The 12,482-nt window shown below is 64.8% G+C and carries 12 protein-coding genes and 1 pseudogene; 5 read left to right on the top strand and 8 right to left on the bottom strand.

Annotated features, from left to right (window positions below; genetic code table 11):
* Both SPICUR_RS00840 and SPICUR_RS00835 read right to left on the bottom strand, forming a co-directional pair.
* On the bottom strand, positions 1–1,110 hold the full coding sequence (locus SPICUR_RS00840; RefSeq protein ID WP_023365072.1) for an S-(hydroxymethyl)glutathione dehydrogenase/class III alcohol dehydrogenase: 1,110 nt from the start codon (positions 1,108–1,110) through the stop codon (positions 1–3).
* A 70-nt stretch (positions 1,111–1,180) separates the two neighbouring features.
* A complete protein-coding gene (locus tag SPICUR_RS00835; protein ID WP_023365070.1) occupies positions 1,181–2,047 on the bottom strand; it encodes a LysR family transcriptional regulator in 867 nt (288 codons plus the stop codon).
* A 126-nt stretch (positions 2,048–2,173) separates the two neighbouring features.
* Between SPICUR_RS00835 and SPICUR_RS00830 the strand changes: the two genes are divergently transcribed.
* The 4 genes and pseudogenes from SPICUR_RS00830 to SPICUR_RS00815 all read left to right on the top strand — a co-directional run bounded on the left by SPICUR_RS00830 (position 2,174) and on the right by SPICUR_RS00815 (position 6,386).
* Complete coding sequence (locus SPICUR_RS00830) at positions 2,174–3,625, top strand: aldehyde dehydrogenase family protein (RefSeq protein ID WP_023365068.1); 1,452 nt, start codon at positions 2,174–2,176, stop codon at positions 3,623–3,625.
* Between the two features lie 15 nt (positions 3,626–3,640).
* Positions 3,641–3,874, top strand: a pseudogene (locus tag SPICUR_RS00825) (BCCT family transporter); the annotation flags it as partial.
* 11 nt (positions 3,875–3,885) lie between these two features.
* Positions 3,886–5,634, top strand: a complete 1,749-nt coding sequence (locus SPICUR_RS00820; protein ID WP_023365064.1) for a hypothetical protein — start codon at positions 3,886–3,888, stop codon at positions 5,632–5,634.
* Positions 5,634–6,386 carry a DUF3726 domain-containing protein gene (locus SPICUR_RS00815; RefSeq protein ID WP_023365062.1) on the top strand — a complete coding sequence of 251 codons (753 nt, stop codon included), beginning with the start codon at positions 5,634–5,636 and terminating at the stop codon, positions 6,384–6,386. Before SPICUR_RS00820 ends, SPICUR_RS00815 begins: the two co-directional genes overlap by 1 nt.
* 140 nt (positions 6,387–6,526) lie before the next feature.
* Here the strand turns inward: SPICUR_RS00815 and SPICUR_RS00810 are convergent, their stop codons facing one another.
* Positions 6,527–7,726 (bottom strand): MFS transporter, encoded by a 1,200-nt coding sequence (locus SPICUR_RS00810; RefSeq protein WP_023365060.1) that lies wholly within the window; start codon positions 7,724–7,726, stop codon positions 6,527–6,529.
* Between the two features lie 11 nt (positions 7,727–7,737).
* Positions 7,738–8,220 (bottom strand): YaiI/YqxD family protein, encoded by a 483-nt coding sequence (locus tag SPICUR_RS00805; RefSeq protein WP_023365058.1) that lies wholly within the window; start codon positions 8,218–8,220, stop codon positions 7,738–7,740.
* A gap of 128 nt (positions 8,221–8,348) precedes the next feature.
* Between SPICUR_RS00805 and SPICUR_RS00800 the strand changes: the two genes are divergently transcribed.
* Positions 8,349–9,248 (top strand): homocysteine S-methyltransferase family protein, encoded by a 900-nt coding sequence (locus SPICUR_RS00800; protein ID WP_041381543.1) that lies wholly within the window; start codon positions 8,349–8,351, stop codon positions 9,246–9,248.
* Between the two features lie 14 nt (positions 9,249–9,262).
* Here the strand turns inward: SPICUR_RS00800 and SPICUR_RS00795 are convergent, their stop codons facing one another.
* Genes SPICUR_RS00795 through SPICUR_RS00780 form a run of 4 tightly spaced genes read right to left on the bottom strand, consistent with a single transcriptional unit; the run spans position 9,263 to position 12,471 of the window.
* Positions 9,263–9,934: a haloacid dehalogenase type II gene (locus SPICUR_RS00795; protein WP_023365054.1), complete on the bottom strand. Its 672-nt coding sequence runs from the start codon at positions 9,932–9,934 to the stop codon at positions 9,263–9,265.
* 17 nt (positions 9,935–9,951) lie between these two features.
* A complete protein-coding gene (locus tag SPICUR_RS00790) occupies positions 9,952–10,854 on the bottom strand; it encodes a cation diffusion facilitator family transporter (protein WP_023365052.1) in 903 nt (300 codons plus the stop codon).
* Positions 10,844–11,566: a DUF3320 domain-containing protein gene (locus SPICUR_RS00785; RefSeq protein WP_023365050.1), complete on the bottom strand. Its 723-nt coding sequence runs from the start codon at positions 11,564–11,566 to the stop codon at positions 10,844–10,846. Before SPICUR_RS00785 ends, SPICUR_RS00790 begins: the two co-directional genes overlap by 11 nt.
* Positions 11,563–12,471 carry a hypothetical protein gene (locus SPICUR_RS00780; RefSeq protein ID WP_148291298.1) on the bottom strand — a complete coding sequence of 303 codons (909 nt, stop codon included), beginning with the start codon at positions 12,469–12,471 and terminating at the stop codon, positions 11,563–11,565. The genes SPICUR_RS00785 and SPICUR_RS00780 overlap by 4 nt, the downstream gene beginning before the upstream one ends.
* Positions 12,472–12,482 lie beyond the last annotated feature (11 nt).

Genomic DNA, 12,482 nt, shown 5'->3' with positions numbered 1-12,482 from the left:
TCAGTAGTGCAGGACGGTGCGGATGCTCTCGCCGCGATGCAGCAGTTCGAACGCCTCATTGATCTGCTCGAAGGGCATATCGTGGGTAATAAACTCATCGATTTTGACCTTGCCGTTCATGTAATCGTCGACATACGTCGGCAGCTCGCTGCGCCCCTTCACGCCGCCAAAGGCAGACCCCTTCCAGACGCGGCCGGTGACCAGCTGCACCGGTCGTGTGCTGATTTCCTCGCCAGCGCCGGCCACGCCGATAATGATGGACTCGCCCCACCCCTTATGGCAGCACTCGAGCGCCGAGCGCATGACATTCACATTGCCGATGCACTCGAAGGAGTAATCAACACCGCCATCAGTGAGGTCGATGATCACCTGCTGGATCGAATCCTCATAATCATTCGGGTTGACGCAATCGGTGGCTCCGAACTGCCGGGCCAGGTCGAACTTGTCCGGATTGACGTCAATGGCGATGATCCGTTCCGCGCCGATCATCTGCGCGCCCTGGATCACTGCCAGGCCAATGGCGCCGAGGCCGAACACGGCAACGGTCGAACCCGGTTCGACCCTGGCGGTGTTATGAACGGCCCCGATGCCCGTCGTCACGCCGCAGCCGAGCAGACAGATCTTATCCAGCGGCGCCTGCTTAGAAACCTTCGCCAGGGAGACCTCCGGTAACACCGTGTACTCACTGAATGTCGAGCAGCCCATGTAGTGATTCAGCGCTTGACCATTCAGCGAGAGGCGCGAGGTCCCATCGGGCATCACGCCCTGCCCCTGCGTGGCCCGTACCGCGCTGCATAGGTTGGTCTTGCCCGAGCGGCAGAACTTGCACTGGCCACACTCGGCTGTATAGAGCGGAATGACATGGTCGCCCGGTCCCACACTGGTGACGCCCGGACCGACTTCCTGCACGACGCCGGCGCCCTCATGACCCAGCACCGACGGGAAGCGCCCCTCCGGATCCGCCCCGGAGAGTGTATAGGCGTCTGTATGGCAGACACTGGTGGCGGCGAGGCGAACAAGGACTTCGCCCTGTTTCGGGCCTTCCACATCGATTTCTTCAAGGACCAGGGACTGATTGGCCCCCATGGCGATCGCGGCACGTGATTTCATCGGGATCTCCAGGATTGGAATAGCGCATATTTTGATTAACACGTCAGTGTAAACGGCTGTTACGGAAACGTTAATGCATACCCCGAATCGCAGCCAGCAGGGCCGCCGCAGCCGGCCGGGGCGTCTCATTCCGTGGGCTGATCAAGCCGATATCGCGCGTGGCGCTATCACCCGCCAGGGGCCGGAAAACGAGGTCATCCCGCTCACCCACCAGCGCCAGCTCGGGTAACAGCGTCACACCCAGCCCTCCACGCACCATCGCCAGCAATGAAGTGATGTTGGGCACATGGAACCGCGCGGCGGCGAGAATCGCTAACGCCTCCGGGTCGCTGACCTGGCGGAACGTCCCGTTCGTGATGAGCGTATGCGGGCGGATCGCCTCCCAGGAACATGGCGCACTGACGGCCGCCAGTGGGTGATCGGATCGACAGACGAGCCCCATCCGATCCTCGGCCAGATGCTCGAATCGCAGATCGGCATCAAGCGCAATGCCGGTGCCAATACCAAAGTCCACACGTCGCTCGATAACGCGTTGCTGCACGCGCACGGCGGTGTCGTCCTCCACCGTCACCTCAACTCCGGGATGGGCTCGGGCGAAGCGCGCGAGAATCCCCGGCAGTTCCCGCCCCGCATAGGAGGGAATCGAGGCCAGTGACACCCGCCCCACCCGGCGCTCGGCACTATCGATGAGCGTCTGGCTCACCCGATCGTGGTGATCCACGAGCGCACGGATCTGCGGGTAGTGCTCGCTGCCGAAAGGCGTGAGTTGTGCATGCCGGCCCCGCTCGAACAGGGGTTGACCGAGCTGCTCTTCGAGATCGCGGATGGCCAGTGAGATCGCCGGCTGACTGCGGGCGGCATGGTCGGCCGCGGCGTGATAGCTGCCGGTCTCGGCCACCCACAGGAAGTAACGCAGCGGTTGGAGTTTAAGTGCCATGAACGGCGTCCTCTCAAAAAAAACACGGGCCTGATCGATTAGATTCTCTTATTAAATCATTTTTTAAATCAACTTTACTTTTATCCGGCAGCCGCAAATATTGGGGCCATGGAAAAAGGAGGAGACATGGCGGATACCCTGCACAAAAACTACATCGGCGGTGCCTGGCGCGCCGGTGTCGACACCATCGACAACCGCAACCCATCCGACCTGGGTGATAGCCTTGGGGCATTCGCCCAGGCCGATGCCGCGCAGACCCGGGAGGCGATCGACGCCGCGCGCCATGCCCAGCCAGCGTGGGCGCAGGCCGGTCTGGAGGCCCGATATACGGCGCTGCTGGCGATCGGCACGGAGCTCATGGCGCGTGCCGAAGCACTGGGTCGGGAGCTCTCGCGCGAGGAGGGCAAGCCACTCGCCGAAGGTAAGGGCGAGTTCTATCGCGCCGGTCAGTTCTTCCACTACTACGCCGCCGAGGTCCACCGCCAGATGGGCGACGTTGCCGACTCCGTGCGTCCGGGCATCGAGGTGCTCGCGCAGCGTGAACCAGTGGGCGTCGTCGGCGTCATCTCGCCCTGGAACTTCCCAATCGCCACTGCCGCATGGAAGATCGCGCCGGCACTGGCGTTCGGCAACGCGGTGGTCTGGAAGCCCGCCAACCTCGTCCCCGCGAGTGCCTGGTATTTCGCCGAGATCGTCTCGCGCCAGAATCTGCCCGCCGGTGTATTCAACCTCGTCATGGGCCGTGGCGGCGAAGTGGGCGACACCCTCGTCAGCGCTCCCGATATCGACGCCATCACCTTCACCGGGTCGGTGGAGACGGGGCGGCGAGTCGGACTGCGGGCCATGCAGAACCTCACCCGGGTGCAGATGGAGATGGGGTCGAAAAACCCGCTGGTGGTCCTCGACGATGCCGATCTCGACACCGCGGTCCAGTGCGCGTTCGTGGGCGGCTACTCGGGCAGCGGCCAGAAATGCACCGCCTCATCACGGCTGATCGTCGCCGATGGTATCCATGACCGCTTTGTCGAGGCCCTCAGCGAGCGGCTGGCCGCTGCCCGTGTGGGGCATGCGCTCGATCCGAGCACCGCGATCGGTCCGGTGGTGGACGCCGGTCAGCTGCAGAGCGATCTCGACTGGATCGAGACCGCCCGCCGCGAGGGCGCGGCAATCGCTGTGGGCGGCAGCGTGGCGAGCGCCGATACGGAGGGCTACTTCCTGCAGCCGACGCTATTCACCGGGACGCGCAACGACATGCGCATCAACCAGGAAGAGATGTTCGGGCCGATGGCCAGCGTCATTCGGGTCAGCGACGCGCACGAGGCGTTGCAAGTCGCCAATGACACCCGCTTCGGCCTCACCGCGGGGATCGTGACCGAGTCGCTATCGGCGGCCAACCATTTCCGTCGACAGGCCCGGTTCGGCTGCACGATGGTCAATCTGCCCACCGCCGGCACTGACTATCACGTGCCCTTCGGCGGTCGCGGCGAATCGAGCTATGGGCCGCGCGAACAGGGTCAGTACGCCCGCGAGTTCTACACCCAGGTCAAGACCAGCTACGTGCGGATCGGGGAGCCCTGAACCGGCCATGACCGGCCAAGCACCGTGGTGCGGGCGTTCTGGGGCATCACTCTGGCAGTGATGGCCGCCATCCTGCTCTACATGGGGGCCGGCCAGATCTCCGCGCTGCAGCAGTTCATCGTGGTCACCGCCATCCCGGTCTCACTGGTCCTGCTACCGTCGCTGTGGACCGGGCCAAAAGCCGCCTATGCCATGGCCCGCGAGCAGGGGTTGGTGCGTCAGGCCTCGCTCGCCAAGGCCGAGCCGTAGGGAGGATCGATATGGTCTCGAGAATCCGTCGCACCGTCAGCGTGCAGGCCGACAACCCACGGCCGGATACCGGCCGTGTGCCACTCCGCCCAGCGTCTGAGGTCATGGATCTTGAGCGGCTGGGCAGCCTGCACCCATGCCGGCTAAGCTTCATCCGCACGTTGATGCGCAAGGTCATGGCCGAGCGCTGGGCCATCCAGCGCGAGCGCTTCGATCTTGATGACAACGGTTATGGAACCTGCATCTATCGCGTGGCCAGTCCCACGCGTATCTACAACCTCGTTATCTTCTCGCAGTACCTGGATCCGGATGCACGCTCCGACCGGGTGATCGCCAATGCCTGGGATGTCGCCTTTGCCCTGTGTCTCGGCGATGTCGATGATAGCTATATCGAGCGCCTCCGCGAGAACGTACCGCGTCAGGAGGCGGGGCGCTGTGACCCCCGCGTCATGGTGCTCTCCCGGGCCAACCGCTCACTGCGCAACTTCGACAGCACGGTTGAGGCCCTGTCCCGGGGTCATCAGCCCGATGCCGATCAGCTGGCCCGCGTCGGTTATCTCTATCGCACCACGGCTGTTTACGGCAACGGCAAGTTCGGCATCGCCGACTATCCGCGCATCCGCGAGCTGGAGGATTTCGGACTGCCGTTCTCGGCGCAGATGTTCGCGGTCTATCTGCTGCGCGATTTCAGCATCCGCCAGGTCGAGCATATCGCCCGTTGCCGCTCGCCTGAGACGGCGGTCGGTCTACACCCCGACCTGCAACGCTATCTGGGGATCGGCAACAGCACCGGTCTTGGCATGGCGCCGTTCCTGATCAATCACCCACAGCTCATCAATCAGTGGCTGCTGATGCGCGAATCGGCGCTGGCACGCTGTCTCGGCGAAGTGCCCAATCGGGAGACCCGCGAGCGCATGATTGGACTGATCGATCACGCCATCGCGCACAATGCCGAGACGTTCACCGATGATCCGCGCCAGTCGGCCTGCAACGCGCAGCTCGGCGCCGAGTTGCAGGAAGCCCGCGACTGGCTTGCACAAACCGCCATCCCCGAGGCGATGCTCTGGCAGGCGCTGCTCGACTGGTCACGGGCGTACTGCTCCCTTGAGACCCAGGAGCTGCTCAACTCGCTGTTACTCGAGCTCTACCCCGAGCGGGTGGATGAGCTCGAGCAGTCCATGGGCGCCTCTGAATCGCAGGACCTCGTACCGGAAATGGGTACAGACGATCTGCTGGCACGGCTGCGGCGGGACTATGACTGGGCCCTCAACTACGATTTCGATGATGCTGAACAGACCCATCTATTCTGGTATCGATCGGCCGAGAAGGAGGAGCCGCGCTTGGGTGAGCGCGGCGTTGATCCCGGTGATGAATGGGAGATGGGCCTTGATGTGGCCCGACAGACCCGCGAGCTCTACGACGCCCTACTTGACTGGCGCGCCACGCAGGAACGCTCCACGCCACTGGTCGAATTCCTGCTCGCCCATCCCCGTTTCAAGGGCATCGCCCGGCGCGTGCAGACCCTCTCGGAGCACGCCTTCGGCGACATCCGCGCCAACCTGCTCGCCCAGGGCACGCTGCCCATTCACTTGCTGCGGTGCAAGCTCGCCTTTTTCGGTGCGACCAAGTTCGATCCGCGGTCGGATCGCTGGGTGAGGATCACCCTGTTCCAGGGCGCACCCCGTATCGAGGACATCGGTCAGCATTTCGCGGATGACTGGTGGATGCCCCTCAAGCCCGAGCTCGGAGGAGAGCGTTAATGCATGTCTCTTTGAACGAGTTCACGCCGATCTGTCGCCGCGCCCTTGATGGTCTGGGATTCCCGCCCGGTGAATTCGAGGATGCCGCCGATATGGTGGTGTGGCTCGAGCAGCATGGCCTGGGCGGCGCGGCGCTGCTCGGTGAAATCCTGCCAAGACTCAGCGGTGAACGCTGGCCCGCTCTCACCCGGCGCTATGACGATGGCGGCTGCGTAGTCCTGGAAATGGATCACGGTTCACTGCTGCATGGCGGCAGCCTCGCGGCGGATCTGGCCTGCATACGGGCGCTCGAGTGGGGACTGGGTATCGTACGGCTTCGGGGTTGTCGCGATTGCAGCTTTATCCTGGGCTATTTACCCCGCTGCGCGAGACGGAGCCACCACATCGCCGCTTTCTGGTGCACGGGTGAACCCCGTCGCGCCGTACAGAACGTCGGCGTCGCTCTGGCCGATGAGCAGCTGCCGGTGTTCCACCGCTTTCGCGCCGATGGCGGCGGTGAACAGGAGGCCGATACCGACACCCTGACGATCATGGCCACCCGGGACTTTGCGATGCTGCCCGCTGCGTCTGCCGATCACCCGAGCATCGAGCGCCTCGAGACGGTCACTGCGGAGGAGTTCAATGCCCGTTCGCGGCGCGCCTGGGATCAGGGCGTCGATATCGACCCCCAGATCTGGGGAGAGCTGAAGGTGCTCGCCCAGCGCAAGCTCGTTGAGGCCACTGCCGAGTCCCGCGCCCGTGGCGCCGGGTGAATGGGTAATGATGATTGATTGACGCAATCTGCATGCCATTCGCCCCAACGAGACCAGCATCCGCATCAGTCCTGAGGAATTCGGACCGCGGCAGCGGAGCGATGGCCGCGGTAACCGCTGATCCCGACCGCCCTTATTGATCAGTCGGTGACTCGCGGCCAGACCCGGGTCGCGAGCCACGCACCGAGCAACACGACCGCGGCGATCACCGCCAGCACCGTGGTCAGGCCAAGCTCGGTCATCAGCCAACCGGACAGCGGATAGGTCACCAGCCAGCAGGCATGCGATAACGCGAATTGCGCGGCGAACAGGGCCGGTCGGTCCGCGGACCCGGACGAGCGCTTGAGTAATCGTCCAGAGGGGGTCAGCACCGCCGCATAACCCAGACCGATCACGAACCAGGCACTCAGCAGCATCCCCCAGCTCAGTCCATTTCCGCTCACCCCCACTATCAGGCCAAGCAACCCCATCAGCATTGTCCCCGCGCCCGACATCATCACCGGCCGATCCGACAGGCGATCGAGCAGCTGTGGCAGCACGAGCGCGCTCAGCATGGAACCCGCCCCAAAGGCGAATAGCGCCCAGGCGACCGCCGATTCAGGGCGCCCGAGCAGGCTGCGCACGAGCAATGGCGTATTCACCAGCACCAGGGCGCCACCCGCGGCGGCGGCGAGATTCAGCGCGAGCAGCCCCCGCAGGCGTGGCGTCGCCAGATAGATCCGGATCCCCCGGGTCGTCCGGTCATAAATCCCACGCCGCTCCGGGATCTCGGCTTTAGGCAGCAAAACGGTGACCACCAGCGCAGCGGAGGCCAGAAAGCCAATCACCGTGCCAATGAAAAGCGCGTCGTAGGTGAGCACGACCAGCAGCAGCGCCGCCAGTGCGGGGCTGATGATGTTCTCCAGATCATACGCAAGGCGTGACAGCGACAGTGCCCGGGTATAGCGTGCTTCATCGGTCAGCACATCGGGAATGGTCGCCTGGAACGTCGGCGTGAAAGCCGCCGACGCCGACTGCAGCATGAAGATCAGCGCATAGACGTGCCAGACCTCGGTGACGAATGGCAGACTGATGGCCGCGAGCGCGCGCACCAGATCCAGGCCGACCAGGAGATGGCGGCGGTTGAATCGGTCAGCGAACGCCCCGGCGATCGGCGCGATGCCAACGTAGGCGACCATCTTGATCGTGAATACGGTACCGAGCACCAGCGAGGCCTTATCCCCCGCCAGATCGTAGGCGAGAAGCCCGAGCGCGACCGTGGCGAGCCCGGTCCCCAACAGCGCGATGACCTGCGCGGCGAGTAGGTGTCGATAGGCCCGATCAGCGAGGACGTCCAGCATGAGCGCTCACCTCAGGGCCGAAGCTGCGCGAGATAGCGATCCAGGGCATCCGCGAAGCGTTTACGATCGGCGGCCGTCAGGCCTGCCGGCCCTCCGGTATGGATGCCGCTGCTGCGCAGGGTTTCCATGAAATCACGCATCTGCAGCCGGGCGCGGATATTCTCACGGGTCTGCGCCTCACCCCGGGGCGTCAGCACAACCGCATCCCGATCAATCACCTCTGCGGCCAGTGGGATATCACCCGTCACCACCAGATCGCCGGCGCTCACCCGGCGGACGATTTCGTCATCGGCCACATCAAAGCCTGAAGCGACCTTCACGGTATCAATGAGGGGCGAAGGTGGCGTTTGGATCGGTTGGTTGGCGATCAAGGTGAGCCTCACGCCGGTTCTCTTCGCCGCCCGAAACAGGATTTCGCGAACGGCGACCGGACAGGCATCGGCATCGACCCAGAGACGTTGAGTGATCCGATCCGCTTTTGGAGTATCCACCATGGCGGCGAGTCTAACTGCCGGATGCGCACCGGCAACAGCAGGCGACGGATTCTGGTGGTTGGCGCTTCAACTTCCGCGTCCACAGGCTGTCCGAGCAACTGACATATCCTCAATACGGAAGCAGCCCATTGGACAACAGCACATTGATCCTCCTTGACGGCGGCATGGGACAGGAGCTCCGCCGGCGCAGCCAGCAGCCCGCTTCCCCGCTCTGGTCGGCGCAGGTCATGCTCGACGAACCAGCGCTCGTCACAGCGGCCCATCGCGATTTCATCGCCGCAGGGGCGGAGGTCATCACCACCAATACCTACGTCGCGACCCCACCGCGACTCGCCCGCGATGGACAGCCTGACTGGTTCGCGCCGCTCCATGCGGCGGCGCTGGAGGCGGCCCATCGAGCGCGCAACGAAGCCGCTCGGCCGGTCCGCATCGCGGGCTGTCTGCCGCCGCTGGTCGCCAGTTACCACGCCGAGGTCGTCCCCGATGATGAGACATGCCTGCGTGACTATCGCCATATCGTATCCGCACAGGCGAGTGGCGTTGAGCTTTTCATCGCCGAGACCATGACCCTCACCCGTGAGGCCGTTGCCGCAACGCGGGCCGCGCGGGAGAGCGACCGCCCGGTCTGGGTGGCGTTCACGGTGGATGACCGGAACGGCCAGCAATTACGCTCGGGCGAGGCACTGGCGGACGCGGCCCGAGCCGTCGTCGGTGCCGGGGCCGAGGCGGTGCTGGTCAACTGCTCCGCGCCGGAGGCCGTCAGCCACGCCATGGGGGATCTGGCGGCGACTGGGGTGCCGTTCGGCGCCTATGCCAATGGCTTTGCCGCGGCTGCGGATCTCCAGCCGGGTGGCACGGTGGACGCTCTGACCGCCCGTGAGGAGCTTACGCCCGCCGCTTACGCCGCCCATGTCAGGGATTGGATCCATGCGGGTGCCACGCTTGTGGGCGGGTGCTGCGAGATCGGGCCGGCGCATATCGCCGCGATCGATACGATGCGCGCCGAACCGGCGAGCGCCAGGGACTAGGTTCCGGGGATCGCTCAGGCCGCGATCAGCGTTTCTGCCAGCGTCCCGAGATCATCGGCGACGAAGTCGGGCCGGGGCAGATCCGCGAGGCGGATCTCGGCATTGCCCGCGCGCTTGACGAACGCGGCCTGACAGCCCGCCGCCTGGGCACCGATCGTATCCCAGCCGTGGCAGGCCACCAGACATAGATCCCGCATCGGCACGCCCAGTGCCGATGCCACCTGGCGGTAGCAGGCCGGCGCGGGCTTGAATTGCCCCACGGGATGGACGCTGTAATGTGCCTCAAAGTATTCGGCGATCCCCGCCCGCTCGAGCGGCGTCGGGGATGCGGACGGCGGCGAGTTGGTCAGCGTCACCAGCCGGAATCCGCCCACCCGCAGGCGATCGAGTGCCGGGACCACATCCGGATGGGCTGGCATGGAGCGGATCAACTCACCCAGTGCCTGTTCATCCGCGGTTGCCGGTCGAGCCCCCACGACCTCGGCGCGCATGCGAAGGGTCGCGACCGCCAGCTCGTCGAGCGGCATATAGTGCCCCGCGAGCGTGACGGTCTGGGAGTAGAGGATCAGTTCCGCGAACCAGTCACGCATGGCGTGACGATCACCCAGGCAGCGCTCGAACAGGGGCTCGAGCGTTGTCAGATCCAGTAGCGTCTCATTGACGTCGAAAACGAGTATCGGCTTCATGGCTGCCACGCTACCACTCAACAACCGCTACCGGTCGGGCACTGTTGATGGTCGCGTTCGTACTGGATGGTGGTGTGCTGGATGTTGAAGTCCGCGGCCAGCATGGCTGAAGCCTCGTTGATGAGCGTGTCGTCGCCCTCGGGATCGGGTTTGACGAGATGAACGGTGAGCGCGTTCTCGGTCGTGCTGAGCGCCCAGATATGTAGATGATGGGCGGAGTTCACACCGGGCAGCGCCTCGAGCCGGGCCCGGACCGCGGCTGGATCAATGCCCCGGGGTACGGCGTCGATGGCAAGCGCCAGCGAATCCTTGAGCAGCTGCCAGGTGCCGATGAAGATCACCGCCGCAATGACGAGGCTCACCACGGGGTCGATCCAGGCGAGCCCGGTCAGCACCAGCACCGTGCCGGAGACCACAACGCCAACCGATACCGCCGTATCGGCAGCCATGTGCAGAAACGCCCCGCGGATATTGATATCTCCCCGCTGACCCTTAAGGAACAGCAGCATGGTAATGGCGTTGATCACCACCCCGATGGCCGCCACCCCGATAACGGTGAGACCGGCGACATCAGCCGGATCAGCCAGCCGTCGCACGGCCTCCCAGGTGATCCCGCCGACCGCGGCGATGAGGATCAGCGCATTGAACAGCGCCGCCAGAATCGTGGTCTTTTTCAGGCCATAGGTCTTATCGTCGGTGGCGGCCTTGCTCGCCATCCAGCTGGCCGCCCAGGCCATGGTGAGCCCCATGACGTCGCTGAGGTTATGACCGGCATCGGCGATGAGCGCGAGCGATCCGGCCATCACGCCATAAGCCGCCTCAATCACCACGAACAGCGTGTTGAGCACCACGGCGATGGCGAATGAGCGGTTATGGGCATCGAAATGCGCGCTATGGTCGTGGCTATGATCATGTGTCATGTCGCGGGGAGGATAACGTGGCCACGCGGAGCCCGTCGCCCACCACTTCCAGTATTCCCGCATCGCGCAGGGCCGCCAGTGGGGCCTGTAGCCGCTCGCGGGCGTTGTCGGTCAGCCGCGTGAATCCGATGGCATGGATGCCCGCGTTCATGGCCGTCTCGGCATCGTTGGCGTTGCCATCGAGCACAGCCCGGAAGAGCGCCAGCATGAGCTCTTCATCACTGACACCCTCGAGGTGCCGGGTTTTCTCCGGCGCCTCACGCCAGTCGCGATAGGACGGCTGGAGGAACTGCACGGGACGGGCTACGAAATCGCCCCGCTGGCTCAGATGCGCGGTTGCCGACAGGACCTCGAGGCGTGCCTCGATCCGATCGCGGATGCGCGAGCCGAGCCGCCCAACGTCGGCGGCCACCAGCAGGCGGTCAGCGAGGGTATCGAAATGCAGCGGTCCCTCGGTGTCGACAACGCGCTCGATCGCCGCATCGAGCCGGGCATCAGCGATTGCATGAAAGTCGTCATAACCCGCCAGTGCCAACCGATTGGGATCAATCGCTTGATAGGCGCGTATCGGATGAAGATCGGGTGTCCACCGGGTTGGCGCGTCAAGCCGGCCGGGGTGCAGCCGTGCCGCCGTTGCCCGTGGGTCCGGACGCCGCAGGAGCTGTTCATGCAGGCGAACCGCTGCCTCAAAGCCGCCGAGGTCGTCTGTCATTCCCGCTCTCCGATCAACTGGAGTTCGACACCGAGGGATTCGATCAGCCGGTCGAGCAACGCATCCTGCAGGATGGTGCGTGGCCCCAGCGCCAGGCCGGCATCATCGATGGCGAACACCGCCTCGGTGCGGGTCGCCTCATCGACGCGCTCGGCGAAAGCGCCCGCCAGATGGTGGATCACGCCGAGGATCGCCGCGGGGTCTTCGGCGGCCGGACGATCGGCCAGGGCGTGCTCGAGCACCCTACCCGCTGCATTGACATCGGCAACCAGCACCGCCGTGAATGGGTTATCGGGGACATGGGCGTCAGCAACTGCCGCATCAAGCGCCCGATCGCCCCGCCCCATGACGGCGGTGAGGTAAACGAGCGCGGCGAACAGATCGCGGACCGGTTCGGCGGATGGGACGATGGAGTATGCACCAAGCACGGCCTCGCCGGCGGCAGCCGCGGTGCCCGTATCCACCTCAATGCGCTCCCGGGCCTGGCGGGCCTGCTGCCAGCGCCCGACGGCCCATTGCAGGGCACTGGCCATTAACCGGATGCCCCACGCCGCGAGGCGGAAGAATCCCCGAGTCAGGCTCGCCAACCCCATCAGCGCCAGGTAGATTCCATTGGCAGCCGCCGCTTTCTGGCCACGGAACTGCACGCCCGCGAACTTTGCCGACGAGGCGCCCGGCCGCAGCCAGTTGATGGTGCCGAGCCCGACCTTGCTCGAGACACTCACGCCGCTTTTGGAGAGGTTTACCTTGGCGACATCAGGCCCGTATCGACCCCGGAGCACAAACCGGCCGTTCTGCATGGCGACCTGGGTGTTCCTCGCCAGCCGAGTGGAAACACGAAAGCCATGGCTGGTATTACCGGTCAGGTTGATGCCGGCGGCCTTGACGTGAGCGCGCAGCGCCACCCCGCCGGTGC

This window comes from Spiribacter curvatus (genome assembly GCF_000485905.1).
GTDB lineage: Bacteria > Pseudomonadota > Gammaproteobacteria > Nitrococcales > Nitrococcaceae > Spiribacter > Spiribacter curvatus.
The sequence above is the reverse complement of the archived record's forward strand: the minus strand, read 5'-3'. Positions and strand labels throughout refer to the sequence as shown.